Source organism: Archangium sp., from assembly GCF_045802675.1.
In the GTDB taxonomy this organism is placed as follows: Bacteria; Myxococcota; Myxococcia; order Myxococcales; family Myxococcaceae; genus Archangium.
Genome location: NZ_JBJMQO010000035.1, coordinates 65,685 through 91,291, shown reverse-complemented (window position 1 = coordinate 91,291; position 25,607 = coordinate 65,685). Strand labels below are relative to the sequence as shown.

Below are 25,607 nucleotides of genomic sequence, written 5' to 3'. Positions count from 1 at the left end.
GCCCCGGGCGCGCCTCACGGGTGGGCCCCCTGCTCGTCGTGCACCGGCTCGGCCAGCGCCAGGCTGAATGCGAACATCGAGCCCTTGCCCTCCTCGCTCTCGAACCAGATGCGCCCGCCGTGCCGTTGGAGGATCTGCTCGCTCAGGTGCAGACCAATCCCCATGCCGCCCCGGTCCGTGCCGAGCCCGGCATGGGCCCGGTAGAAGCGCTCGAAGAGCTGGCCCTGCCGCTCCCGGGGAATGCCCATTCCCTGATCCCTCACCGACACCACCGCCAGGCCCTCGCGGACGCCCACCGTGGCCTCGATGTCTCCGCCGTCCGGTGAATACTTGATGGCGTTATCGAACAGGTTCGTGAGCACCTGCTCGATTCGATCCGGGTCCGCGTCGACGAGGATGGGCCCCTGCTGGTGCAGGACGAACCGGTGCAGGGAGGACACGCCGCGCATGCGTTCGATGACCTCTCCCACCAGCCCACCCAGCTCGAAGCGTTGCCGCCGCAGCTCCAGCCGGCCGAGCTGGAGCCGGGACACCTCGAGCAGCTCCTGCACCAGCTCGCTGAGCCGATCGCTCTGGTGGTTGAGGATCTTGAAGGCCTTGCCCTCCCGGGGCTCGTGCCCGCCCGGCGTCCACCGGTCCAGCAGCTGGGCATAGCCCTTGATGGTGGTGATGGGCGTGCGCAGCTCGTGGGCGGCGACGGAGAGGAACTCGTCGCGCATCCGCTCCAGGCGCTTGAGCGCCGTCACATCGCGGATGACCACCACCGCCAGCGCGGGCTCCGCGCCCTCTTCGGCGGCGACGGGAGAGGCCGTCACCTGGATGTGGAGCACCTCTCCGCCCGGGCGCCGGAACTGCAACGCCTCCTCGCGCACCGTCTCCCCTCTCAAGGCCCTCCGGCTGGGGGCCTCGTCCGGTGTGATGCGGCGCCCATCCGGATGGCGGATGTCGAGCACGTCGATCAACCGCTCGATGTCCTCCGGCATCGCCTCCACGGCCAGCCCGGCCATTGTCCGCACGGCCCTGTTGGCCTCCACGATCCGCCCCTGGGCGTCGATGAGGAAGAGCGCATCGGCCATGCTCTCCAGGCTCGTGCGGTGGAGGGCCTCGGAGCGGCGCAGGGCCGCGGTGTCCCGCCGGATGAGGGCGTACAGCAGGACGGAGGTGGCGGCGACGAACAGCCAGCCCTTGAGGATCTCCACCAGGGTGAAGTGGCCCACGCTGCGCGCCACCAGCGCGGCGAGCATGTCCGAGAACATGATCCACAGCGCGGCGATGACGGCATAGACGGCGACGGGCCGCCAAGGGGTGCGGGGCCGACCTGTTATCGCCGCCTTGGTCATCACACCTTGCAACCTAAATGGCGGGTCACCGCGCGGGCAGACTGGCCGTCGTGGCCGTCCGAGGGGGAAACGAGCGGGCGGACGTTCCTAGAACCGGCGGAGCGCGGACCAGGCGAAGGGCTTCCAGAAGGGCGTGGCCACCTCGGAGGCATCCAGCGAGAACCAGGGGCCGTCCTCGCCCGGAGAGAGCACGTGGAAGTCCTGAGCCGGGAGGAAGCCCTGGCCGAGCAGCGCCACGTGCTTGCCCTCGGAGTTGCGCGCCACGTCCAGCACCAGCACCGCATGGCCGGGGCTGCCGCCGAGCACGAAGAAGTCTCCGGGCCGCACGTCCTCGCGCGAGGGGCGCTGCGTCTTGGCGGCCAGGGACAGCGTCCCCGCGTAGGTGAAGACCAGGTCCAGGTACGCGCGGAACGAGGCGCGCGAGCCATCCGCCGGCCCCCCCTTCACCCACGTCACCTTGGAGCCGGACACGCGGGCGCGCTCGCCCGCGGCGTAGCGGCTCCACGAGGCCAGGTGCCCGCTGGTGAAGGGGTAGGCGATGCGCTCCTTCTGGCCGCTAGACCACAGCCACTCGGCGTGGAGGCGGATGATGGAGTCCGCGCACTGCTGGAGGTTCGCCGGGCCCACGTCCAGCTCGGCCACCGCCGCGAGCGCCCCGTCATCCCCGGCGAGCACCTGCCCGCCCGAGAAGTCCCTCACCGGAGTGCCCGCCGGACGCAGGGGCAGGCCGCGCAGCCATGCCCCGAAGGAGCCCTCTTCCACCGGTACCCGTGCGTAGCCGGAGGGAGGAGGAAGGGCCTCGGCGAGCGGGCGGATGGAGTGCTCGGCGGAGAGCCAGGCATAGCGGGCCCGCTCCTCGCGCGTGGGAGCGTGGGGTTGCGCGGAGCCCGCCCGTGAGACTCCCGGGAGGCCCAGGAGGGCGGCGAGCAGGACGAGCAACCACGGGCGGTGGGGTGTCTGGGTCATGAGGGTCCTCCCATCATGCTCCGACACCCCACCTCCCGAAACTCAGGGGCAGGAGACGATGGGCGCGAAGCCGCCGTCGTAGAGACCGACGCAGGTGTACTTGCCGGCTCCGGCCACGGAGGTCTGCAGGAGGGGACCGGAGACCTGAGTCTGGGCGAGGCGCAGGTCGAAGTACTTCGCGCGGAAGACGCCGGTGGAGCCGCCCGAGATGACGGTGTTCTGGACCGTGATGGTCCGGGGTGTGGTGCCGCTGTTGAAGGAGCCGAGGCCCTCGTTGGTGGCCGTCCCGGAGCTCGCGCTCAGGGTGCTGTTGCGCACGTTGACGGAGCCGTCCTGCACGGTGAGGCCCGAGTTGTCGCTCCCACCGCTGGCGATGGCCTCCACGTTGACGAGCACCGCGTCGCCCTGGGCGTACACGCCCCAGTTGGTGCTGGCACCGCTGCCCTTGGAGGTCACGTTGCGCAGGTAGACAGTCCCACCACTGGTGTAGAGGCCCACGGTCTGGGTGTTGGCGCTGCTGGTATCGCCATTCGCCTCGGCATAGGACTCCAGCAGGTTCGCGGTGCAGGTATAGCAACGGAAGCCGCTGGGATAGCCGTCGCTGGCGCCGCTGCTGTACCCGAGGGCGCGCACGTGCTGGAAGGTGCCCGTCGAATTGAAGAGCACGATGGCCCAGCTCCGGGTGGCGCCATTGCGAGCGATGGCGGTGACATCGTGGAGCCCGAAGTCCGCCGCCGTGCTGTAGATGGCGAAGACGTTGGCGCCCCCGCCGGTGTTCTCCACGGAGAGCGAGCTCAGCCCGGCGCCCGCGGCCCCCACCACGGTGCCCTGGCTGGTCGAGTCGACGGAAGCGCGCAGGAAGGTGCTCGTCTCTCCGGAGCCCTCGAGCTGGATGCCCGGCTTGAGCACGAGCGCCGAGGTGCCGAGGTCATAGACACCCGGCTCGAGCTTGACCCGCCACGTCTTGCCATCGGTGATGCCCGCGATGGCGGCGCGCAGCGCATTGCCGCTGTCCAGGTCCGTGGCGCCCGGGTTGACCACCCTGGTGCGCACGTACATGACGCCGGGGTCGCCCTTGTCGCCCTTGGCGCCCGGAGAACCGTTGCAGACATAGCGGGTGAGCGAGGCATCCATCTCGGCCGTGTCGAGCGTGCCATTGCGATTGGCATCGCGTCCCACCTGCATCCGGGTGCCACCGGCCGGGCAGTTGGTGGAGCCCACGGACTCGGCGGTGGTCACCACCAGCGTGGTCAACCCATCCACTCCATTGGTGCCGTTCGTGCCATTGATGCCGTCCTTGCCATTGGTGCCGTTGGTGCCGTCCTTGCCATTCGTACCGTTGGTCCCATTGGCGCCCGCTGCACCGTCCAGGCCCTTCGCGCCGTGGCAGACGTACTGGGTGAACGAGTCCACCACCTCGGTGGTGTCGAGCGTGCCGTTGCGGTTGGCATCGGGTCCGACCTGCACCCGGGTGCCGCCCGCCGGGCAGTGGGTGCCCACGGGCTCGGGCGTGGTCGTCACCAGCGTGCTCAACCCGTCCGCACCATTGGCGCCGTTGACGCCGTTGGCGCCCGTGGCACCGTCAGCGCCCTTCGTCCCGTTGCAGATGAAGCGGGTGAGCGCGGGATCGATCTCCGCGTCATCGAGGGCGCCATTGCGGTTGGCGTCGGTGCCCACCACGAGCCGCATACCGCCCGCCGCGCAGTTGGAGCCCGGCTGCTCGGCCGAGGTCACGACGAGTGCCTTGAGGCCCTCGGACCCCTGCGCTCCCGTCTGCCCGGTTTGACCTGTGGGGCCTTGGGTACCGGTCGGGCCGGCGGGGCCCTGGGGACCGGTCTCCCCCTGGGAGCCCTGCTTGCCGCTGCACGCGGAGAGGAAGACGAGAACGGCTGCACGAAGGAAGGTGGACTTCGAACCCAAAATGGCACTCCAGAGTGCGATGAGGTGACTGCTCATAGCCGGAGCCGCGAAGCCAAAGGAAGTCCCCCGGCCTCCGGCGCGTGAGTGCCAGGCCGCGGCTCGTGCCAGCGCAGCGCGGCAATCCCCCGCCCCGCCGCCGACAGGGCGGGCGCCCGGGCATCAGCTCACTTCAGGGCATCGAGCCAGGAGCGCAGCCGCGCATCCGGCTGGGCCTCGCCGCGCACGCCCGGCTCCACGTCGAGCTCCAGCGTGTGGAAGCCCCGCGCGCGAATGCCCTCGAGCAGCGCGGCCCGCTTCTCCGCGTCCGGGGCGAACAGGATGCACCCGTCTCCGCCACCGGCCCCGGACTGCTTGCCCGCGCACCCGTACGCCGAGGCCATGCCCAGCACCCGGCGCATGGGCTCGGTCTCCAGCGGGCCCAGCTCCTGGAGGAGCGCGTGCTGCTCGCGCACGGCCTCGGAGAAGGCGCGGAAGTCCCCGCCGCCGAGGCCCACTTCAATCTCGTGCCCGAGCGCGTCCGAGCGTTCCACGAAGGCCCGGCGGCCCGCCTCGCCCATCTTCGCCTCCACCTGCGAGATGAGCAGCCGCGTCGAGGCGCTCTCCCCGGTGAAGGCATAGCCCAGCGACACCCTGGGCACCGGCAGGCGCCACACGTCCACCGTGGGGGCCGCGTCCAGCGCCGCGCGGTAGCCGCCCGCGTTCGAGGCCTCGATCAGCGCGGACACCTCGTAGCGCCGGTAGCGCACCACGCCGCCCGCGAAGCTCGCGGCCACGTCGCCGCCGCTGCCCTTGCCGCCCTGCGCCGCCGCGTGCGACACGAGCGCCAGCTTCAGCGCGTCGAGCTTCTCCTCCAACACGAAGCGCACCGCGTCCGCCGCGAGCACCGTGGCGCACGCGCTGCCGCCCATGCCCAGCTTGCGTCCATTCGAGTCCACGGCCGAGGGAGACACCGCCAGGTCGAAGCCCACGGACTCGCGCCCGTGCAGCCGCAGCGCCTCGTCGAGCGTACGCGCCACGAAGGAGAAGCCGGGAGGCACCTCGCGCTCCCACTTCACGCCCCGAGGCGTCGTGCGCCCCGCGAGCGTCCCCTCCTCCACGCACACGTGCACCTGGCTGTCCGAGCGCCGGCGCACCAGGGCGGCCGTGCGCGGGCCCACCGCCGCCACGCGCGACACGCCGCCCCAGAGCACGGCGTACTCGCCAGACACGAACAGCTTCCCCGGGGCCGAGAGCGCGCGCTCCATCAGAAGAGGTGCTCCGCCTGCAACAGCGCGTCACCGCCCGGTACGCACCGCACCACCTCGGTGGCGCCCACGGCCCGCGCCACCGCCTCGGCCGCCAGCTCGTTCGCCGCGTCCGTGAGGATGCAGGGGTTGGGGCCCGCGTCGAGGGTGAACCACACCGGCACGCCCTTCTTGCGCTGCTCGCGCAGCGAGTGGATGAGCTCCAGCGTCTTGGGCATCAGGTAGCAGAGCGGCGGGTCCGCCGCGAGCGACGTGGCATGCATCCGCCACGCGTTGCGCTCGCACATCTCGCCCAGGGCCTGCAGGTCCTTCTTCGCGAGGAACTCCCGGGCGCGCACCACCTCGGCCTCGGCGTCCTTGATCCACGCCGGGTAGTAGGGGCTCGTCTCCACGGCGTTCTTCATGCCGTCGCGCGACTTCACTTCCTTCTCGTCGCGGCTGACGATGGCCACCACCATGCGCAGCTCCGGCCAGTGCTTCTCGTCGAAGCGCTGCACCGCGTAGCTGTCCGTGCCGTCCGGGCGCTCGCCGCGCAGCCACTCGCAGAAGCCGCCCTGCACGCTGCGGCACGCCGAGCCACTGCCCGTGCGCGCCAGGATGCTCGCCGTCTTCGGGTCCGCCGGCAGTCCCGCCGCCGCGCGCGCCGCCACCGCCAGCGCCGCGAAGCCCGCCGCGCTGCTGGCCAGGCCCGCCGACGCCGGGAAGTCCCCGCGCGACACCATCTTCGCCGGGCCGAGCTTCGCGCCCCTGGCCTCGGCGCGCACCGCGTCCAGCACGCGCAGCACGCGATCGCGCTCGCTGCCCTTGGCCACGTAGCCGTTGAGCTCCACCTCGTCGGCCGAGCCCACGCCGAAGGCCACCGTCGTGCGCACCGCCAACGGCGAGAGCGTCATGGACAGGCTGGACTGGTGGGGGAGGATGAGCGCCTCGTCGCGCTTGCCCCAGTACTTCACCAGGGCGAGGTTCGGATGCGCCCGGGCGGTCGCCTTCATGCCGCCCCCCTGGCACCCTCGGCGCGCGGGCCGGCGAGCTGGCTGTCGAAGCAGCGGATGCCCAGGCGGGTGAGCTCGTGCACCACCGGGCCCGTGTCGTTGAAGAGGCCGATGACGGCGCCGCCATCTCCGCCCGCGCCCGTCAGCTTGGCACCCAGCGCGCCCATGTTGCGCAGCCGGTGCACCATGTCGTCCAGCCCTGGCGAGGACAGGCCGAGCGCCGCGAGCAGGCCGTGGTTGACGTTCATCACGTCCCCCAGGGCCTCCAGGTCGCCCTCCTCCACCGCCTCGGCGCCCTCGGACGCCAGCAGGCCAATCTCCCGGAAGATGCGCTGGTAGCGCTCCGACCAGCGCTTCTGGCGCTCGCGCAGCGCGCCCACCGTGTGCTTGGTGGGGCTGCGCGCACCGGCCATCACCACCACCAGCCGCACCGGCTTGGGGCTCTCCACCGCCTTGGCGCGGCCCTGCTCGGCGCCCGGCTTGCGACGGTAGAGGATGAGCTGCTCCATGGAGCTCGTGGTGTGGTCCACCCCCGACGGCGTGCCGTGGAACTCCTGCTCCATCTCCCAGGCCACAGCCGCCACCTCGGCGGCCGTCGTCTTGCGCCCCGCGGCCTGCAGCAGCACGCGCGCGCATGCCACCGACAGGGCGCCGGAGCTGCCCAGGCCCATGGACAGCGGGAGGTTGGTGTCGAAGGACACCTTCACCCCGGGCTCGCCGACGGCCGCCATCGCCCGCGCGAAGGCCGCCTTGAGCACCTTGCGCTGCTCCGGCATCAGCGCCTCCGGAATGACCAGCTGGCACTTGTTGGACGGCTCACCGCGCGCCGTCACCCCGTGCGACAGCGGGCCGGCCAGCGCCGGGTAGCCGTACACCACGCTGTGCTCGCCCAGCAGGATGACCTTGCCCGCGCCGAAGCCGGTCAGGGAGGAAGTGTTGTTCGTGTCCATGATGTCCTGTCATTGCCTGGAGCTCGGAGAGAGGGGCGTCCACGGATTCAACACCCGCTACGCCCCCACCCTCACCCCGGCCCTCTCCGGGGAGGAGAGGGAATGGTTCAGCCCTCGGTGCCCGTCGCGGCGCGGAAGTCCTCGGCCGACAGCGCGTCGATGATTTCCCGCGCCTTCTCCACCTTCACGTGGCCCGCCGTCACCAGCAGCTCGGCGATCTTCTCCACCCAGTCGCCGCGCGCGCCCGCCGTCACCGCCACGCACCGCGCATGCAGCGCCATGTGGCCCTTCTGGATGCCGATGGAGCCCAGCGCCCGCACCGCCGCGAAGTTCTGCGCCAGCCCCACCGCCGCGAACACCATCGACAGCTCGCGCGCCGACCCCACGCGCAAAATCTTCATCGCCACCTGCACGCCCGGGTGCACCTTGATGGGGCCGCCCACCGTGCCCAGCGCCATGGGCAGCTCGATGCGGCCCACCAGGTGCCCGTCATCCACGTGCCACGTCGACAGCGGCCGGTACTGCCCATCCCGGCAGGCGAAGGCGTGCGCGCCCGCCTCGATGGCGCGCCAGTCCTGGCCCGCGGCGATGGCCGCCGAGTCGATTCCGTTCATGATGCCCTTGTTGTGCGTGGCCGCCCGGTAGGGATCCGCCAGCGCGAAACGGCTCGCCTGGTAGATGCCCTGGGCGATGAGGTCTCCGGGCAGGTCGAAGTCCGCCAGCGCCTCCACCGGAATCCGGCACGTGGCGCGCGCCAGCCGGCGGTCCGCCAGGTTGGAGAGGATGCGCAGGAACACCTTGCCGCCGGTGAGCTGCTCGAGCAGCGGCGCCACGCCCTCGGCCATGGTGTTGATGAGGTTGGCCCCCATGGCCTCCTGCGTGTCGATGATCAGGTGCACCACGAGCAGCGGCTCGCCGCGCGGGCCCTCGGGGGCCGGCAGCACGCGCACCTCGATGTCCTTGCACCCACCGCCGCGCTTCACCATCGACGGGTGGAAGCTGTTGGCCAGCGCGAGCAGCGCCTCCTTGGAGGCCAGGATCTTCTTCGTGGCCTCGGTGGGGTCGCCGTAGCGGGTGAGCTGCACCTGGCCGATCATCACCGGGTCATCCGCCTCGGCGGAGAAGCCGCCCGCCTCGCGGACAATCTTGGAGGCGAAGGACACCGCGGCGACGACCGAGGGCTCCTCGACCGCCATGGGCACCAGGTAGTCCTTGCCGTTGATCTGCAGGTTCAGCCCGAGGCCGAGCGGCAGCGAGAACGTGCCCACCGCGTTCTCGATCATCTGGTTGGCCAGACCCGGCTGGAGGGCGCTGATGCCCTGGAGCTGCGCCAGGTCCATCTCGTCCAGCCCCAGCATCTGGGAGAGCTTCTCGTGGCGCTCCACCATGGACAGCTTGTGGAATCCAGACAACCGGGACGTCAGCGTTTCAGACATTCGTTTCTCCACTACGGGAAGAGGCGATGGGGGGCGCGGGAATAATCCCTACAGTGCCTCGAGCCAGTCCTTCAACTGGCCCATGATGACACGAGGCTTGCGCCGCAGCTCCAGGGCGTTCCGGCTGCCGGTGAGCACGAAGGCCTGACGCAGACCGGAGAGGATGACCTCGAGCGCTCGCTCGGCTCCTTGCAGTCCGCCCTCCTGCTGGGCCCGGAAGAGGGGCAGCGCCATGCCGGCCAGGTCCGCGCCCAGGGCGATCACCTTCGCCGCCTCCAGGCCGGTGCGCAGCCCGCCCGAGGCGACCAGGCGAGGCTTCGGGCCCACGGCGCGCCGCACGGAGGCGATGGCCGCCGCGGTGGGGATGCCCCAGCTGGAGAACTCGGCGCCCACCTGGGCCTGCACGCCCTGGGCGCGCAGCTGCTCCACGCGCACCCACGAGGTGCCGCCCAGCCCGGACACGTCCAGGTTCTGCACGCCCAGGTCGACCAGACGGCGCGCCACCTCGGGGCCGATGCCGCACCCCGTCTCCTTCACGAGCAGGCGCGAGCCGAAGGTGCGCACCAGCCCCTCCACCACCTGGTAGCCGCCGCGGAAGTCGCGGTCGCCCTCGGGCTGGGTGAGCTCCTGGCCGGCGTTGAGGTGCAGCGCCATGCCGTCGGCGCCAATGGCGTCCGCCAGCTTGCGCACCCCGTCCACGCCCAGCGCCACCGCCTGGAACAGGCCGATGTTGCCCACCAGCGGCACGGTGGGGGCCACGTGGCGCACCGCGTACGTCTCCGTCAGCGCCGGGTTCTCCGCCATGGCGCGCTGGCTGCCCACGCCAAAGGCCAGCCCGTGCCGCTCGGCGAGCAGCGCCAGGTCCCGGTTCACCACCCCGGCCCGCTCCGTGCCCCCCGTCATGCCCGTCACCAGCAGCGGGTAGCGCACCTTCTTGCCGAGGAACTCCGTGGAGAGGTCCACCTCCTCCACCGCCATCTCCGGCATCGCGCAGTGCACCAGCCGCACGTACTCCAGCAGCGTGCTGTTGCCCGCCGGCTCGACATCCCCGGTCGCGCAGAGATCGAGGTGATCATCCTTCCGCTTGCGCGTTGCCTCCTCACCCATCGCGTCCCGCCTGCCCTGTTTTGGAACCATGTGCCTGGAAAACTGCAAGAACAGCGAGAGTGTCTGATTTCCTTGAATCCCTAGCAAGTAGGGCAAGCAGGCGCAAGCGGCCCGTCTTGGGGCTGGACGCACGAGGAGTGCGGATGGACGGGTCGGAGGGCGGACGGTATGAGGGCGGCTGTGAGCAATCCGGCGCCGAAGGTGGCTGTTTTCCTGCACAGCGGAGAGTACGACCGGGTCCATCAGGGGCTGTCCATCGCGGCGGCGGCGGTGGCCTCGGGCCGGCGCGTGGAGGTGTACCTCTTCTGGTGGGCGCTGGAGCGTTTCCTCCAGGGCCGCCTGGACGAGCCGGACTTCCAGCCCGCGCGCGAGGACGTGGCGGACCGCTTCGAGACGCGCCGCATCCCCACGCTGCGCCAGCTGCTGGAGCACGTGCGCGAGTCGGGGCTGGGCACGGTGCAGGGGTGCACGGGCTCGTTGGGCGCGCTGGGCGCCGAGCCCCTGGCCGATTCCCTGGCTGGCAAGGGCCTCATCGACGGCTGGGTCGGCTGGAGCGCCATCCTCCAGAGGACGGCGGGCGTGGTGGACCGCTTCTACCTCTAGCCCGGGTGCGTTTGACGCGCTCCGCCGCCTGCTTACGTTCTTTCCGGACCCGAGAGAGGGAAGGGAAAGTCGAGGCAAGGTCATGAGTGCTGGCGGTAGGTACGGCGCGTCGATGCCCCGCGAGGGCCTGCGCGGCAGCGGCTGGGGGCACCGGCTGGGCAACGCGTTGAAGACGACGGTGCTGCTGGCCGGGCTCACGGCGCTCCTGTTGTGGGTGGGCGAGCGCCTGGGCGGCCCGCAGGGGTTACTCGTCGCGGGCTTCTTCGTGGTGGTGATGAACTTCGTGTCGTACTGGTTCAGCGATCGGATCGCGCTCGCCATGCACGGGGCGCAGCCGCTGGAGTACGCCGAGGCCCCGTGGCTGCACCAGATGGTGGAGCGGCTGGCGGCGCGCGCGGGCATGCCCAAGCCGAAGCTGTACCTGCTGCCCACGCGCACGCCCAACGCGTTCGCCACGGGCCGCAACCCGGAGCACGCCGCGGTGGCGGTGACGGCGGGCATCATGGACCTGCTGAACGAGCGGGAGCTGGAAGGGGTGCTCGCGCACGAGCTGGCGCACGTGAAGAACCGCGACACGCTCATTGGCACCGTGGCGGCCACGCTGGCGGGCGTCATCAGCTACGCGGCGCAGATGCTCTTCTGGTTCGGCGGCTCGATGCTCAGCCGCGACGACGATGACGACGGCCTCGGGCACACGCTGGGCAACCTGGGCGTGCTCCTGGTGGCGCCCATCGCGGCCACGCTGCTGCAGCTGGCGGTGAGCCGCTCGCGCGAGTACGGCGCGGATGCCACCGGCGCGGAGCTGTGTGGAGACCCGGATGCGCTGGCCAACGCGTTGATGAAGCTGGAGCGGGGCGCGGAGCTGATGCCCTATGACCGGGCGCCGGCCACCTCGCACCTCTTCATCGTCAACCCGCTGTCGGGCGGTGCCCTCATGCACCTGTTCTCCACGCACCCGCCCATCCCCGAGCGGGTGCGCCGCCTGCGCGAGCTGGGGGCCCGCATGGGCTCCTCCCCCCGCGCCTGGCGCGATGCCTGGGCGTAGCGGCCCGCACTCGAGCCGACTACGAGTGACACGCGCCCGAGCCCGCGTCTGGCCTACGCGGCGGCCACCGGCGGCTTGAGCTCGGCGGCCGGCACGGCGGGGGCCACGTCGTCGAGCTTGTCGAAGTGCTCGAAGGGGTTCTCCAGCATCTCGCGCAGCGTGTTGGCGAGGATGCTGGCGTGGAAGCCGTCGATGAAGCGGTGATCGAACGAGGCGTTCACGTTCATGATCTTCCCCGGCACCACCTTGCCGTCCTCCACCACCGCGGCGTCCTTGATGGCGCCCGGGGCGATGAGGATGGGCACGCGGGTGTAGGGCACCAGCGGCACGTACGCCGTGTCCAACCCCAGCGAGCCCACGTTGGTGATGATGGCCGAGCCGAACGCGTCCCGGGGCATGCCCGCCCAGCGCATGTCCAGGTTCAGCGTGTACATGCAGAACGAGATGAACCATGTGAAGAAGTTGAGCAGCAGGTACGGCATGCGCTGGATGGTGCCCTTGCCCTTCTCGAGCATCTCGTCCTTGCGCTGACGCACCTTCTGCACCGCCGCCTCGAGCTCGGCGGAGATTTCACGCAGCGTCTTCTGCTCCGCGTCGTCGATCTTCGCCGAGGTGAGATCCACCTTGCCGCCATCCGTCTGCACCACGAGGGTGGAGACGGTGATCTGCTTGCGCAGGTAGATGCGGTTGAAGCGCAGGATGGCGTTGGCGTCGGGGCAGCGGCGCAGCGCCTCGGCCATGGCCTTGGCCAGCAGGTGCGTGACGGTGAGGCGGATGCCCGTCTTCTGGCGGAAGGCCTCGATGTAGGCCAGGGACTTGTCCATCCGCAGCGTCATCGTCCCGTACACGGTCGGGTCGTACGCCGTCTTCCAGCTCCCGATGGCGAGCTTGCGGAAGCTGGAAACGTTGTCCTTGGGAATGAGCTCCAGATGAGCCATGACGCGAGGTCCCTCCGAGACGGTGCGCGAGCCTCCAGCATTACCCTTTTTCCGGCCCTCGGAGAAAGCCCCCCTGCCCTGCGCACCGCCACCCAGGCACACCGGGCACCTGGGAAGCCCGACCCCTAACTTGAGGAGCGGACCGTGTATCCAGGGGGGAGGACGGGCGAGGTGGGGCCCGGTCCGTTGGCCGGAGGGCGAGCGACGAGACCTATTGACGTCCGGCCTCCGGAGGCTAGTCTGCGCCGCTTTTTGCATTGTCCCCGGAGGTCACCCCCGTGTTGGTACCGCTCCTCATCGTCGTCTCGCTGGGCTTCCTCGCGGCCCTCGCCTACATCTTCTTCGGCCCGAAGCACGCCACGGCGCTCCCCGCCTCCACCTCGGGCGCGAAGGCCGCCGAGCTGGAGTCGGACAGCAAGGTCCGTGCGCGCCTGGAGGCCGACCTGGAGCGCAAGCGCAAGGAGCTGGAGGAACAGCGCACCCAGTTGCAGGACGTGAAGGAGCAGCTCAAGCAGGCCAAGCGCAAGAACTACGAGCAGAAGGAGTCGGAGAAGGGCGACAAGGACCTGGCCCGCGCCCGCGTCGAGGTGGAGCGCAATGCCTCCACGCAGCTCGAGGTCGTCCGGGGTGAGCTGGCCCAGGCCGAGGCGGAGATCGCCCGGATGAAGTCCGAGATGGAGCTGGGCCGGGGTGGCCGCCGTGGGGGTGCTCCCGCCGCCGCGCCCGCGCCCGCCGCCACGGCCCCTGTCGCCGTGGCCACGACGCAGCAGCTCTCCGCCCCCGCGCAGCCCGAGGAGCACGTGGTGAGCGCCACCACCACCGTGGTGTCCGCCGCCGCCGCCGAGCCCGCCGCCGAGAAGGGCCAGCGCCGCTACCGTGAGCTCAACGACGCCGACCGCGAGAAGATGGAGCGGCTGGAGGCCACGGCGAACAAGGAGCGCAGCCGCGCCGCCGACCTGGAGCGCGAGCTCAAGCGCGTCCGCGGCCGGTCCGACTCGCAGCAGCGCATCTTCTCCGCCAGCAAGAACGAGCTGGAGTTGGTGAAGGACAAGTACAAGGCGCTGGAGAAGCGGCTCAACCGCACGCTGCTGGAGCGCGACCTGCTGCGCCGGGCCATCAAGGACCTGGAGAAGAAGACGGGCATGCTGGCCGAGCGCACCGAGCTGACGCCGGATGAGATGGCGGCCAGCGATCGCAAGGTGGAGGAGGCCGCGCAGTCCCGCGCCGCCGCCGAGGCCGCGCAGACCCAGGCCGTCGCCGCCGCCACCGAGCAGTCGGGCGTGCCCAACGAGCAGCCCGCCACGGGCGAGTCCTCGCAGGACGAGAAGCCCGCCGCTCCGAACGCGTAGGGCCCTCGGGCTCGCGCTCCCCTCACCCCCCTGGGTGAGGGGGCCGGGTAGGGGTCAATCCAGCGGAACCGGCGTGTAGATGAACAGGTCGCCCAGCGTCGCCCAGCGGGCGCCCGTGTCATCCAGACCGCCCACCACCAGCACCGAGCCGTCCTCCAGCACCGTGCACGAGTGCTGGTAGCGCTGCCGCTCGAGCGGCATCAACCCGAGCAGCGCGGGCGCACCACCGTCCTTGCCGGGAACGAGCAGCTCCACGTGCGCGTCGCTCACGAGCCCGCCGAGGGAGAACTGCCGCCCGCCGAGCGCCATCACCCGCCCATCCGGCAGCGCCACCGCGCACGGCTCGCTCCGGGCGAAAATCTGGGGCCCGGCCGTCACCGGCTCGGCCGCTCCCGGGGAGACGACCTCCGAGGAGGCCAGCAGGTGCGCGTCGTCCCCGAGGCCCGGCGAGTCATGGCCGCCCACGTACAGCAGCCGCTCCGTTCCGCCGTAGGGCACGAGCGCCGCGTCGCGCCGGGGCTCGCGCAACCGGGCACCCTCGCCCACGGGCACGAAGGTGCCGCCCTCGTACGCGAAGAAGAGCACCTCCGGCCGCAACGCCACGCCGTCCGAGCCGCCCACCACGGCGATGCGCTGGCCCCCCTGCACCGCCATCACCCCCATGCCCAACCGGGGCAACGGCGTGCGCACGGGGAACACCTGGCCCGTCGTGGCGTCATAGCCCTCGGTTTGCATCAGCACCGAGCCGCCCTCGCCCACGCCTCCGACGAGCAGCACGTGCCCGCCCGAGTCCACCGCCGCCGCGTGCCGGGTACGCGCCGCCATCAGCTCCACCCCCGTGTACGTGCCCTGCGCCACGTCCAGCACCCGGGCGTCGTGCACGGGCAGCGTGCCCTCCACCGACTTCACCTCACCGCCCGCCAGCAGCACCTTGCCCCCCGGCAGCCGCGTCGCGGTGTGGAAGGCCCTCGGCGAGCCCAGGCCCGGCGCCTGCTCCAGCGTGCTCGTCACGGGATCGAAGAGCTCCGCCGTGCTCAGCGTGGAGGTGTTCCCGTTCAAATCGAGCTGGTAGCCCCCGGCCAGCAGCACCCGGCCGTCCTCCAGCAGCGTCGCGGTGTGCCCCGCCCTCGGGTCCGCGAGCGCCACGCAGGCGTTGTTCGCCCCGCCCGGCCGCACGTACTCGTTCACCCGCCGCACGGCGACGCGCACCGTGGGGCGGGCCGCGCCCGAGGACTCCGGCACGTCGAAGGGATGCGAGCGCCCCAGCGACACCACGCGGCCTCCCGCGCGAGGCAGGTCCGTGTAGCCGCGCACCTCCAGCACGCGCCCCTTGCCCGCGGGGACGGCCGGCAGCGGGGCCGTGCCCTCCTCCACGGGGACATAGCGCTCCACGGGCTCCAGGCCCTCGCCGGTGACGCGCAAGCGCAGGTAGTGCACCCCGTCCAGGGCGGACGTGCCGGAGCAGGCCTCGGTGAGGAGCTTCGTCTCGTAGAGGGCCTCGCGCGGGCCGCAGCCGGAGAGCAGCCCCAGGGCCGCCACCCACGCCTTCCAACCGGGCGAGCGGGCCCTGCCCTGTCCCAGTCCCCACCCGGCGGACGAGGTCCACCCGTTGATACTCCGCCCCATCGCGTTCCCCTTTTGCGGTATCCGGCCCTGGCGCAGACAAAGAGGGCTTGCGCTCGGAGCGTCGCGAGCGTAGCGATGCCCTCTGGCCGTGGTCAACGCGGCCCCTGTCCACGAATGAAGCTCTCGCTCGCCACCCGCATCTTCCTCGGCTACGCGGTGGTGCTCGTCACCTTCGGCGCGGTGTCGCTCTTCAGCGTCGCCGAGCTGCACCGCAACCGCCTGGAAATCCGCCTGGTGAGCCAGGGCTACCTGCAGCTGTCCCAGGATGCGGCCGCGCTCGAGTCCTTCCACTCCAACCAGGAGAAGGACACCGAGCGGCTGCTCGAGGAGACCAGCGTGGAGACGCGGCGGGCGCTCATCCGGCTCGCCCGGCTGTACTTCCCCTCGCTCATGGCCGAGCGGCTCCAGGCGGCCAGGGCCCGGGCCAGCGAGGTGCGCGCCCTGGCCCCCGCGGGCGAGACGCACTTCGTCCAGGACCTGGAGGCGCGCCTGAGTGGGCTCATCAAGCGCTACCAGACGTACGGCAAGACGGCGGACGCGGCCTTCACCGTGCTCGCCAATGTGTCGCCCGACGCGGAGGAGGTGGCCCGAGCCACCGCCGAGCTGCGCCAGCAGGAGACGTCCATCGGCCGGGACATCCGCTTCCTCCGGGCCGCCCTGAGCAACCGCATCCGCGAGCGCGTGGACGGGGCCGAGGAGCGAGAGCGGCGCACGGGCCTGGCCATCATCACCCTGTCCATCCTGGCCATCGGCGTGGGCCTGGGAGCCACGGCCTGGTCGGCGCGCACGCTGCGCCCGGTGCGCACCCTCATCGAGGGCGTGTCGCGCATCGGCCGCGGCGACTACAGCGCGCAGCTGGGCGTGCGAGGAGACGACGAGGTAGCGGTGCTCGCCCGCGAGTTCGACGCCATGGCCCGCTCGCTCCAGGCCCGCGAGGCCCAGTTGAAGGCCCAGGCCGAGGCCCTCATGCGCGCCGAGCAGCTCGCCGCCGTGGGCCGCATCTCCGCGCAGGTGGCCCACGAGGTGCGCAACCCCCTGTCCTCCATCGGCCTCAACGTGGAGCTGATGCAGGACGCCTTCGAGCGCGCCACCTTCGAGGCCCCCGCCGACGCCCGCGAGGCGCGCGAGCTGCTCGCCGCCGTCACCCGCGAGGTGGACCGGCTCACCGAGGTGACGGAGCAGTACCTGCGCATGGCGCGGCCACCCCGGCCGAGCCTCGAGCCCACCGACGTCGCCGAGGTGCTCGCCAGCGTGCTGGACTTCTCGCGCGAGGAGCTGGAGCGCGCCCACGTGGAGGTGGTGCGCGAGCCCACGCCGGACACGCCCCGGGCGCTGGCCGACGAGGGACAGCTGCGGCAGGTGTTCCTCAACCTGCTGCGCAACGCCCGCGAGGCCATGCCCGACGGAGGCCGCCTCACCATCGCCACGCGCGTGCACGACAGCGAGCTGGAGGTCGCCCTGCAGGACACCGGGCGCGGCATGAGCGAGACGGTGCGCACCCGCATCTTCGAGCCCTTCTTCTCCACCAAGGAAGACGGCACGGGCCTGGGGCTCGCCGTCTGCCAGCAGATTCTCAAGGCCCACGGCGGCGCGCTCTCGTGCCAGAGCGAGCCCGGCCGGGGCACCACCTTCTTCGTCAGGCTTCCCCGCGCATGAGCTTCAGCTACCACCGAGACGTCCTGCCCAACGGGCTGCGCGTCGTCACCGTCGAGACCCCGCACCTGCACACCGCCCTGCTCGCAGTGTACGTGCGCACTGGCAGCCGCCACGAGACGGCCGCCAACAACGGCATCAGCCACTTCCTCGAGCACCTCTTCTTCCGGGGCAGCGAGGGCTGGCCGGACACCATCAAGATGAACACCGCCGTGGAGGAGGTGGGCGGCAACCTCAACGGCGTCACCACGCGCGACCACGGCTACTACTACACGCCGCTGCACCCGGCGCACCTGGACGTGGGCATGGCCGTCCTCGGGGACATGCTCACCCGGCCCAGGCTCACGGACATGGAGGTCGAGCGCAACATCATCCTCGAGGAGATGCTCGACGAGGTGGACGAGAAGGGCCGGGACATCGACATCGACAACCTGTCCAAGCGCGTGCTCTTCCCGGGGCACTCGCTGGCCTTCAAGATCGCCGGCACGCGCGAGTCCGTCTCGCGCCTCACGCACGAGCAGATCCGCGAGCACTTCGCGCGGCACTACGTCACGGGGAACATGGTGGTGACGGCGGCGGGCCGGGTGAAGCACGACGAGGTGATGGCCATGGTGGAGCGCCACTTCGCGCGGCTGCCCCAGGGCCCCGAGAGCCTCGACGCTCCGCCGCCCCACACGCCCGCGGGCCCGCTGCTCCACGTCGTCAACCACGACGAGGCGCAGACGGAGTTCCGCCTGAGCTTCCGCACCGTCCCCGAGCACCACGACGACTGGCCCGCCCTGCAGTTGCTGCGGCGCTTCCTCGACGACGGGCTGTCCTCGCGGCTGCCGTTCGAAATCGTGGAGAAGCGCGGGCTCGCGTATTCGGTGCATGCGTCGCTGGAGGCCTTCCACGACGCGGGCATCTTCGAGATCGAAGCGGCGAGCGCGCCGGACCGGGCGTCGCTGGTGGTGGCGGAGATGTTCCGGGTGCTGGGCGAGCTGTGCGACACGGAGGTGGGCGAGGAGGAGCTGAGCCGGGCCAAGAGGCGGCACCGGATGCTGCTGGAGTTCGCGCAGGACTCGCCGGGAGAGCTGGCCGGGTGGTTCGGGGGCACGGAGCTGTTCCGGCGGCCCGAGTCCTTCGGCTTCCGGGCGGACCTGGTGGACACGACCACGGCGGCGCGGGTGCGCGAGGTGGCGAGGCGCTACTTCGCGCGGGAGAACCTCACGGTGGTGGCCGTGGGCCAGCGCAAGGGCGTCAAGGACCTGGAGAAGGTCGTGGACACCGCCGAGGGGCTACCGGCCTCCAGGTGAGCGCCTGCACGGATGAATCCCCGGGACCGCCCACTCAGGAGTCCCAGGGCTTCAGCGGACCGATCAGGCCCGCCTGGTCGAGCAACGCGGTCACCGTGCGGGCCAGTTCCACGTGTTCGGCGGAGATGCGCTCGGGCGTGAGGATGATGAGCGAACCCTTGTCCTCCACGGGCTCGACCCGGACGGGGGGAGGAAGGGCGGGAATCGGGCCTCGGCGATGGGAGAAGTACGTCACCCACCCCACGAAGGTGCCCGCCGTGCCGGAGTCCGACACCCTGTCGCGATGGGAGCCGGAAGTCGCTACGCCCCACTCGGGTTCCCACGCCAGGACCATGGCACGGAGTATCTGGCAAAGGGTTGCAACCTGAAACAGACGCTCCGCAGCGGGGCCTTCTTCAGGCAGATGAACCAGAGAGGAGTTGGGAACCCAGACAGACGCTTCCCCACAATCCACGGAAACGTCCGCCGCCCCATTCACCTCTCCATTCCAGACTCCCAGTCGAACACCACCGAGGGGATATTCTTCTTTCTTCTGGCTGAAGACCCTCACGAACTCCTCCATCCTGGGCTCGAAGCGATTCTGCAGAGCCTCTTCGAGAGTCCAGCCCTTCCTGAACCAACGGGAGAGCAGCGGGTCACAGGGGGCCAACAGTCGAAAGAAGGCCTCGGCGCGCCGGGCACACTCCTCCACCGACTCCGGCCGCGCCAGCCAATAGGCACCTACGTAATGCGATTCTTCCATTGAAGAGTTCCTTTATAGGAGCCCTGCCGGGTCAAACCACCTTGATGCGGCCGAGGCTTTTTTCTTCGAACAGGGCTCGCATGAAGTCCGCTACCTCCTGCTCGGCGAAGTGCCACTCGATAGGAACACCCCTGGCGGCTTCGAGCTGCCTTTTCGCCTGCTCGAGCATGTCTTCGACTCCATGGAACCACACCTTGCCGTGCATCTTTCGTAGCAACTTCTGGTAGCCCGGCCCCTTCACCTCCAAGAGCACGCCGTCCTTGAAGCCGTCGAAGTCCACGTAGTCCTTGGGGCCTGGACCCGTACGAACCCGGTAGACCCAACCCGCCGGAGCACCCGTGACCCGGGACTGGAAGCGCTGGGCCTCCTCGGTCATGCGCTCCTCTTTCTGCGTCCACTGGCCCGACCCCGCTGGCGCTGGAGGCCAGGGCTCACGTGGCGGGCCATCCCCCGAAGCACCGCCGCTCTCCGCCATGAAGACGATGGAGACGGATACGGCGCCGGCTCCCACCACGGCCGTCATCGTCCCCGCCGATACCGCCACCTCCCTCACCGCCAGCCTGCCGCCGGAGGAGAGGCTCAACACCGGGAGCCGCGTGGCCGAAGCCAGCCGAGGCCCCACCGCCGCCGAGCCTCCCCGCAGTATCAGCAGGTGCGTGGCCAGCCGCGCCGTCTCTCGGAGCTGCTCCTCGCGTGGCAGGGCTTTGAAGTGCTCGAAGTATTCGGGCGAGGAGGCAATCAGCCCGGCTACCGCCGAGGGCAGTTGGGACAGCCCCGCCAGCGTGCGCACCGGGTGGGTGATGAAAGCCGCCAGCCCCCTGGCCACGTCTTCCAGCGCGTCCTGCGCACCAAGCAGGGCCGCGGTAGCGGGATCTCGCCCCAGGGGACGCTCACCAACGGGCTCGCCCTGCTGCTGGAGCGACTCTCCTACGGCGAAGAAGACGCCTCCGTCGTCGACGTAGAAGGCGCCCACACGCATGACCAGCACGTACAACTCACCCTGGCGGAGCGCGGGAGCGCCCATCCGCGCCAGGGGCCTGCCAGTGAGCGCCGTGGAGACGTAGCCATCCGGCCGCACCACCACCAGGGGACGAAAGCGCCGGGTGCTGGCAAGCAGCTCGTCGTAGGCAAGGGGTTGGCCGGTGGCGAGGGCCTCGCGAACCAGCCGGGCCAGCACGATGCGGGGAGCGAAGGTTCGCAGTGTGGCGGGGCTCTCCAGCAAGCCGCGCCAGAGGTTCTGGGCATCGTCCGCCGCGAGCGCCTGACCCGGACGCGGATGGACGGATTCCGGCAGGCCCGAGTGCTGGAGAAGAACCTGGAAGTCATCCGCCTCGGCGGCCCGCGCGTTGAACGCCAACAGCAGCACGACAGGCAGAACCCGGCCGAGCCTCCGCACGACCCGCCACAGAAGACAGCGGAAATGGAATGTCACGAGATGACCCCACTATCTGGGTGAGGCGGCGCAACCTATCGCCTCCCAGGATCCAGCTGCGCGGGTCGAGGCCTACCCGGCGAGCGCGTAGTTCTCCAGCAGCTCCAGAGTGCTGCGCACGGCGGGCTCGACATTCCTCACGTAGATGGGCGTGCGCAACGCCCACGCGAGCCGCAGGGGCTCGAAGAGCAGGGAGTGCAGATAGCTCTGCGTGAGGATCCGCAAGCCGCTGAAGTCGAGCACGATGGACTCACGCCGGAGGATGCGCGGCGTGATTTCGTTCTGAGCGAGAGCAATGGCGGCGGGAGTGTTCTCCGCCTGCTTCTGGATCTCGAAAACAGTGGCTTCGGCCGGTGCGGGGTCGAACCGGATCCAGCGATGGATGGCACGCTGCGGGGTGCGCTGCTTCGCCCGCTCCTTGATGGTCTCGATGAGCGCGGGGTAGTCGACCACGCCTTCGACGGGCAGCTCGAATACGACCAGCGTTCCGGGAAAGCCAACGCCACGCGGCTCGATGAAGCGCAGGGTGTGGCCACCCTCTTCATCAGTCCATCCGGAAAGCAGAAGCGTAGCCCCTCGAGTCGCGATGAGTAACGTTCCCCCCGTCAGCTTGGCCATTTCGGCGATGAAGAAGAGGCCCATGCCAGCGTTCTGCTGTGTGCCCGTGAGTCCCTCCTCGAACGTTCCCGAGATGTGAGGCCAGAGGGACTTCTCAAGCGCCGCTTCGGGATCCAACAAGTCAGGATGCAAGGCCCGCAGGCTGGCAGGAATACCAATACCTGTATCAGCCACAGCGAGTTGCAACATGGGCTGCTCACCAGCAGTTCCCAAAAGGTCAGCGTTCACCACACCTCCTGGCTGGGAATGGCTGTGTTGAACTACGTTTCGAAGGAGTTCCACGACCACATAGCGAAGAGTGAGTCGTGTATCCTCCAACTTCTCATCGGAAACGAGAGCCTTCGAGATCTCGTTCGCGAAGGGTTCGATTGTCTCGAAGTTGTTGACCCACCGGAGAGGAAATCTGGTGGGGTCCCATTGCATGACATGAGGAAAAAGTTGCGAAAAATCCTCCAGCTTCTCTCCGCGCTTCAGTTGTTCAGTCAGCTTAATCGCACGATTACATGCTGCGTATGCCCGCTGATCAACCGCGCTCGTGGCAACCAGGGCCGCGCGAACCCATGCGCGAGCAACGATCAGTAAGTCAAGCTGCTCCGGCTCGGGTCCTGTTCCACTCAGCCACTGCAGCAGAGGAGCAGGATTTTCCAGCGACAGGGGTAGCGGGCGCTCTAGCGACATGCCGCAACCATGTCGACCAGACGAAGCCAAGTCAACGCGAGTGACGCCGCTCGGGTTAACTGGATCGACACGAGGCAGAACGCCTTCCAGGTGAGCGCGAGCCCCGGGTCCACCCGCGATACCGGTATCTTCGGCGGCCATGAGAACCCCTGCCCGGCTCGTGGCCCTCGTCCTCCTGTGTCTGGGCTCCGCCTGCTTTGGACTTCGTTCCACCCAAGCGGAGCCCTCCGTGAATCCGGCCGACGAGGCCCATCTGCTCCAGCTCGAGCAGGACATGTTCACCGCCATCCGTACGCGGGACCGTCAAATGCTCGAGCGAATCCTCGACGAGCGCTTCGAGCTCCGCGTCCCGGGCAAGCCCCCGGTGGATCGCGCCGGGTTCATCGCCGCCATCCTGTCCATCCCCGGTACCATCCTCTCGGTCGAATCCGATGACGTTCGGGCCCACGTCTATGGAGACGTCGGGGTCCTCACCGGCCGGCAGCACGCGCGCGTCCGCCTGGAGGACGGCACCACCGTGGACGACGTGGGGGCCTTCACCGATATCGCCCTCCTGCGCGAGGGGCAGTGGCGCATGGTGCTCGCCCACAGCGTGCCCCTCTCCGAGTAGTCCCACCCGGGCGCCCACGCCCCAGCGCCTCGGAAGTCTGACACCGGGTTTCGGATTTCCGGCGGCCTCCACCCTCCTCGGACGGCCTCTTCCCCCGGGACCGTGCATCGGCGCACCCATTGCACATCGGGCGAGCACACTCCCACGGAGGTCGTTCGCACGATGAAGACGTCAGCCTCTCTCCTCACCCTGTTCCTGCTGCTCGCCGGCTGCAGTTCCATCGGACCCGCGGGCGTCGTGTGGACCTCGGACGACCGTCAAGTCACCGTCTTCGCGTCGGATGGCATGGCGACCGACAGCCGCACGTACCTCTTCGACCGCTCGACCCGGAGCCTCAGCGGGAAATGGAAGGAGTTGTTCCAGGATGAAAAGCACTCCGAGCTGCTGCTCTCCTCGGACCAGGCCGCCCAACTCATGGAACTCCTCGCGCGCGTCCGGCTCGAATCCACGCACAACGGCGGCTGCGCGAACGACGCCCCCGTGATGGGCCTCCACGTCATGAAGTCCTCGGGCGAGACGCGGCACTACGACACCCGCCCCGAGCTCAACGACTGCGGCTCGCCGCGAACGTTCGCCGTGGAGGAGGACGTCCAAGCCGTGCTCGACGCCTGCACCGCCCTGCTCCCCGCGCCGAGTCCCTAGCCTCCCCCGCTGCTTCGTTGGTTTCTCGCAATCCAAGAGCTCCTTCTTGACACCTGAATCATCCTTCAACTACGTCCCCAGGTGTCACCGTCCGTGCAGGACGGCACGTACCGGAGGAGCACCATGGAGAAGAAGCGGCTGTCGAGCACAGTGCGGTTTCTGTCCGTCGTGGCCGTGGCGCTCATCGCGGCCTCGGCCGACGCGGCGTGCCGGGATGCGGTGGTGCTGGTGCACGGCAACACCGGCTCGCCCTCGGACTTCAACGCCACCTACAACGAGCTCATCGCCCGCGGGTACGTGTCCGGGGAGATTTTCAGCGTCAACTGGGGCTCCAAGACGTGCGCGGCCTGCAACGACCACTCCGGCACCGAGGAGACGCCCGTGCGCGACGCCATCAACCAGGCCCTCTCGCACTCGTGCACCGGGAAGATCGACGTGATTGGCCACTCCATGGGCGTGACGCTCGCCATCAAGGAGCTCCTCGACCTGGGCGTGTCGAGCCGCGTGGATGCCTTCGTGGGCATCGCCGGCGGCTACCGCGGCCTGTGGAGCTGTGGCACCTACCCGTACAACATGGTCACCAGCACCTGCGGCTACTGGGGCCTGTCCGTCAGCAGCCCCTTCCTCAATGGCATCTCCGGCAAGCGCATGGCCGCCCGCATCTTCTCCCTCAAGAGCTACTCGGATGAGGTGGTCTGCTCCACCGGCGTGTGCACGGTGAACGGCGTCCACTCCAGCCAGCTCGCCAACGAGAGCGGCAGCTACACCTACACCTACGGCCACTACGGCCTGCTCTGGTACACGGCCGTCAAGCAGGCGGAGCTGATCCAGTAGCAAACGTCGCCCCCGGGAAAGCCACCCGGGGCCTCCGCCGGGCCGCTCAAATCCCGGGGAAGGTGGTAGAGGCACCCTGAAGGGGCTACCCTGCCCCGGGGCTCGTCGCGGAGGACGAGCGCCCCGAGCAGGGGACCCACTCGTCCCAGGGATGCTCCGATGATGATGAGCGCTGCGCCTACCTCCAAGGAACCCGTCATCTTCAGCCAGGTGGTGGAGGCGCTCTTCAAGCACGCCATCAAGCGGGAGCGGTTCGACGCGGACACGCGCAGGCGGCTCAAGACGATTGGCATCGACCTGGACCAGCCCTTCCTGGTGGCCTACTCGGTGCCCACCTGGTTCGCCGCCATCCGCGTGTGCGCCGAGGTCCTCTACCCGGACCTCCCCAGCGAGCAGGCCCGCTACCGGCTCGGCCGCCAGCTCGTGGATGGCTACGGCCAGACGACCATGGGCCGCGCCGTGTTCGCGATGCTCCGGATGCTCGGCTGGGAGCGCTCGCTGACGCGCATCTCGCGCGGGCTGCAGTCGGGCTCCAACTTCCTGTCGGCCCGCACCCGCTTCCTCGACGAAGGTGCAACCCTCGAGATGGTCTTCGAGGTCATGCCCGAGTTCCGCGCCGCGTTCGGCGCGCAGCCCGGCATCGACCCGTACTTCATGAACGGCACCATGGACGGGATGATGGCGCTGGTGGGCTCGCCCTTCGCGGGCGGCGAGCTGCAGCCCATCGAGCCCGGCTCCCAGCACGTCGTCTACCTGCTGCGCCGCAAGGCCTGAAGTCGGCCGCCTCGCCGCGCCCGTCAGTCCTCGATGAGCTCGAAGTCGGCCTTGCCGGCGCCGCACTCGGGGCAGTACCAGGTGTCGGGAATGTCCTGGAAGGCGGTGCCCGGAGCGATGCCGGAGTCGGGGTCGCCCAGGGCCGGGTCGTAGATGTGCGTGCAGACGAGGCAGCGGTAGCGCTTGTTCATGCCGTTTTTCTACCTCAGGTGGAGCGGCCCAACCACCGGCTCAACCACCCGCCCACCTGCTTCACCGGCTGTTGCTCCTCGTCGGCGGGCGGCTGCGCGGCGGGAGCACAGCCCGTGCAGTGCAGCCCTCCCTCGCCGTTGCGCGCCTCGTTGAGCGGGAAGCGCTCGGCGCAGGACACGCAGTAGAAGAAGAAGAACCGCCGCTCGGAGCTGACGTTCGCGGCCTGCGGCGCCACCTCCTCGGTGCCGTAGGAGAGCTGCTCCAGCTCGCCCTCGTCCAGGTAGAGGCCCCGGCAGCGCTCGCACGTCTCCACCGGGACGTCTCCTGGGAGCCGGGCGGCGCGCATGGGACGCTCGCAGACGGCGCACGGGCGCTCGCTCCGGCCCGCGGCCATCCTCGGCGCCAGCTCGCGCATGAGGACCTCCGAGAGCTCGCCCGCGTCCAGCCACACGCCCCGGCACGCGCGGCACCGGTCCAGCTCCACCCCCATCGCGAAGAAGCGCTGCATCCGCCCCCGGCACGAAGGGCACCGCTTCACCGCGCTCACCGGCTTGTCCACGCTCATCGACTGCTCCTCCCCTGTGCCGGCCATTCTGGAGACGAACGGCCCCGCTGGCCATG

At 70.0% G+C, this 25,607-nt stretch carries 24 protein-coding genes; 9 read left to right on the top strand and 15 right to left on the bottom strand.

Annotation, left to right across the window (positions count from 1 at the left end):
• Positions 1-14: 14 nt before the first annotated feature.
• From ACJ8AN_RS10485 to fni, 8 genes are all read right to left on the bottom strand, one after another.
• Positions 15-1,340 (bottom strand): sensor histidine kinase, encoded by a 1,326-nt coding sequence (locus ACJ8AN_RS10485; protein WP_407755206.1) that lies wholly within the window; start codon positions 1,338-1,340, stop codon positions 15-17.
• An 87-nt stretch (positions 1,341-1,427) separates the two neighbouring features.
• Positions 1,428-2,306, bottom strand: a complete 879-nt coding sequence (locus ACJ8AN_RS10480; protein ID WP_407755145.1) for a DUF4846 domain-containing protein — start codon at positions 2,304-2,306, stop codon at positions 1,428-1,430.
• Between the two features lie 42 nt (positions 2,307-2,348).
• Complete coding sequence (locus ACJ8AN_RS10475; RefSeq protein WP_407755144.1) at positions 2,349-4,040, bottom strand: hypothetical protein; 1,692 nt, start codon at positions 4,038-4,040, stop codon at positions 2,349-2,351.
• 350 nt (positions 4,041-4,390) lie between these two features.
• Positions 4,391-5,470 (bottom strand): mevalonate kinase, encoded by a 1,080-nt coding sequence (locus ACJ8AN_RS10470; RefSeq protein WP_407755143.1) that lies wholly within the window; start codon positions 5,468-5,470, stop codon positions 4,391-4,393.
• Positions 5,470-6,462 (bottom strand): diphosphomevalonate decarboxylase, encoded by a 993-nt coding sequence (mvaD, locus tag ACJ8AN_RS10465; protein ID WP_407755142.1) that lies wholly within the window; start codon positions 6,460-6,462, stop codon positions 5,470-5,472. The genes ACJ8AN_RS10470 and mvaD overlap by 1 nt, the downstream gene beginning before the upstream one ends.
• Positions 6,459-7,412, bottom strand: coding sequence for a mevalonate kinase (gene mvk, locus ACJ8AN_RS10460; protein WP_407755141.1), 954 nt, complete (start codon positions 7,410-7,412; stop codon positions 6,459-6,461). The genes mvaD and mvk overlap by 4 nt, the downstream gene beginning before the upstream one ends.
• Positions 7,413-7,519: 107 nt before the next feature.
• Positions 7,520-8,848, bottom strand: a complete 1,329-nt coding sequence (locus ACJ8AN_RS10455; protein WP_407755140.1) for a hydroxymethylglutaryl-CoA reductase, degradative — start codon at positions 8,846-8,848, stop codon at positions 7,520-7,522.
• Positions 8,849-8,896: 48 nt separating this feature from the next.
• The gene (gene fni / locus ACJ8AN_RS10450; protein ID WP_407755139.1) at positions 8,897-9,955 is read right to left on the bottom strand and encodes a type 2 isopentenyl-diphosphate Delta-isomerase; all 1,059 of its coding nucleotides are present in this window, start codon (positions 9,953-9,955) and stop codon (positions 8,897-8,899) included.
• A gap of 168 nt (positions 9,956-10,123) precedes the next feature.
• Here fni and ACJ8AN_RS10445 point away from each other — a divergent pair, with 168 nt between their 5' ends.
• Positions 10,124-10,558 carry a hypothetical protein gene (locus tag ACJ8AN_RS10445; RefSeq protein WP_407755138.1) on the top strand — a complete coding sequence of 145 codons (435 nt, stop codon included), beginning with the start codon at positions 10,124-10,126 and terminating at the stop codon, positions 10,556-10,558.
• Positions 10,559-10,640: 82 nt separating this feature from the next.
• Complete coding sequence (locus ACJ8AN_RS10440; RefSeq protein WP_407755137.1) at positions 10,641-11,603, top strand: zinc metalloprotease HtpX; 963 nt, start codon at positions 10,641-10,643, stop codon at positions 11,601-11,603.
• A 53-nt stretch (positions 11,604-11,656) separates the two neighbouring features.
• Here the strand turns inward: ACJ8AN_RS10440 and ACJ8AN_RS10435 are convergent, their stop codons facing one another.
• Positions 11,657-12,541 (bottom strand): 2-oxo acid dehydrogenase subunit E2, encoded by an 885-nt coding sequence (locus tag ACJ8AN_RS10435; protein ID WP_407755136.1) that lies wholly within the window; start codon positions 12,539-12,541, stop codon positions 11,657-11,659.
• A gap of 281 nt (positions 12,542-12,822) precedes the next feature.
• Here ACJ8AN_RS10435 and ACJ8AN_RS10430 point away from each other — a divergent pair, with 281 nt between their 5' ends.
• Positions 12,823-13,890: a cell envelope biogenesis protein TolA gene (locus ACJ8AN_RS10430; protein WP_407755205.1), complete on the top strand. Its 1,068-nt coding sequence runs from the start codon at positions 12,823-12,825 to the stop codon at positions 13,888-13,890.
• A gap of 54 nt (positions 13,891-13,944) precedes the next feature.
• Here the strand turns inward: ACJ8AN_RS10430 and ACJ8AN_RS10425 are convergent, their stop codons facing one another.
• Complete coding sequence (locus ACJ8AN_RS10425) at positions 13,945-15,516, bottom strand: kelch repeat-containing protein (RefSeq protein WP_407755135.1); 1,572 nt, start codon at positions 15,514-15,516, stop codon at positions 13,945-13,947.
• A 114-nt stretch (positions 15,517-15,630) separates the two neighbouring features.
• Here ACJ8AN_RS10425 and ACJ8AN_RS10420 point away from each other — a divergent pair, with 114 nt between their 5' ends.
• Entirely contained in the window at positions 15,631-17,172 is a 1,542-nt protein-coding gene (locus ACJ8AN_RS10420; RefSeq protein WP_407755134.1) for an ATP-binding protein, read from the top strand.
• Positions 17,169-18,464 (top strand): M16 family metallopeptidase, encoded by a 1,296-nt coding sequence (locus ACJ8AN_RS10415; protein WP_407755133.1) that lies wholly within the window; start codon positions 17,169-17,171, stop codon positions 18,462-18,464. Before ACJ8AN_RS10420 ends, ACJ8AN_RS10415 begins: the two co-directional genes overlap by 4 nt.
• 34 nt (positions 18,465-18,498) lie before the next feature.
• Here the strand turns inward: ACJ8AN_RS10415 and ACJ8AN_RS10410 are convergent, their stop codons facing one another.
• From ACJ8AN_RS10410 to ACJ8AN_RS10400, 3 genes are all read right to left on the bottom strand, one after another.
• Positions 18,499-19,206, bottom strand: coding sequence for an immunity 52 family protein (locus ACJ8AN_RS10410; RefSeq protein WP_407755132.1), 708 nt, complete (start codon positions 19,204-19,206; stop codon positions 18,499-18,501).
• Between the two features lie 31 nt (positions 19,207-19,237).
• Positions 19,238-20,572, bottom strand: a complete 1,335-nt coding sequence (locus ACJ8AN_RS10405; protein ID WP_407755131.1) for a Tox-REase-5 domain-containing protein — start codon at positions 20,570-20,572, stop codon at positions 19,238-19,240.
• Positions 20,573-20,710: 138 nt separating this feature from the next.
• A complete protein-coding gene (locus ACJ8AN_RS10400) occupies positions 20,711-22,075 on the bottom strand; it encodes an ATP-binding protein (RefSeq protein ID WP_407755130.1) in 1,365 nt (454 codons plus the stop codon).
• Positions 22,076-22,163: 88 nt separating this feature from the next.
• On the opposite strand from ACJ8AN_RS10400, the gene ACJ8AN_RS10395 reads away from it, so the two are divergent.
• The 4 genes from ACJ8AN_RS10395 to ACJ8AN_RS10380 all read left to right on the top strand — a co-directional run bounded on the left by ACJ8AN_RS10395 (position 22,164) and on the right by ACJ8AN_RS10380 (position 24,794).
• Entirely contained in the window at positions 22,164-22,544 is a 381-nt protein-coding gene (locus ACJ8AN_RS10395) for a nuclear transport factor 2 family protein (RefSeq protein ID WP_407755129.1), read from the top strand.
• A gap of 162 nt (positions 22,545-22,706) precedes the next feature.
• Positions 22,707-23,186: a hypothetical protein gene (locus ACJ8AN_RS10390; protein WP_407755128.1), complete on the top strand. Its 480-nt coding sequence runs from the start codon at positions 22,707-22,709 to the stop codon at positions 23,184-23,186.
• 123 nt (positions 23,187-23,309) lie between these two features.
• Complete coding sequence (locus tag ACJ8AN_RS10385) at positions 23,310-24,020, top strand: hypothetical protein (RefSeq protein ID WP_407755127.1); 711 nt, start codon at positions 23,310-23,312, stop codon at positions 24,018-24,020.
• 165 nt (positions 24,021-24,185) lie between these two features.
• The gene (locus ACJ8AN_RS10380) at positions 24,186-24,794 is read left to right on the top strand and encodes a DUF2378 family protein (protein ID WP_407755126.1); all 609 of its coding nucleotides are present in this window, start codon (positions 24,186-24,188) and stop codon (positions 24,792-24,794) included.
• 23 nt (positions 24,795-24,817) lie between these two features.
• Here the strand turns inward: ACJ8AN_RS10380 and rd are convergent, their stop codons facing one another.
• Together rd and ACJ8AN_RS10370 are read right to left on the bottom strand one after the other, a co-directional pair.
• Complete coding sequence (gene rd, locus ACJ8AN_RS10375; protein ID WP_407755125.1) at positions 24,818-24,985, bottom strand: rubredoxin; 168 nt, start codon at positions 24,983-24,985, stop codon at positions 24,818-24,820.
• A gap of 14 nt (positions 24,986-24,999) precedes the next feature.
• Positions 25,000-25,551 carry a zf-TFIIB domain-containing protein gene (locus ACJ8AN_RS10370; RefSeq protein ID WP_407755124.1) on the bottom strand — a complete coding sequence of 184 codons (552 nt, stop codon included), beginning with the start codon at positions 25,549-25,551 and terminating at the stop codon, positions 25,000-25,002.
• Between the last annotated feature and the right edge of the window lie 56 nt (positions 25,552-25,607).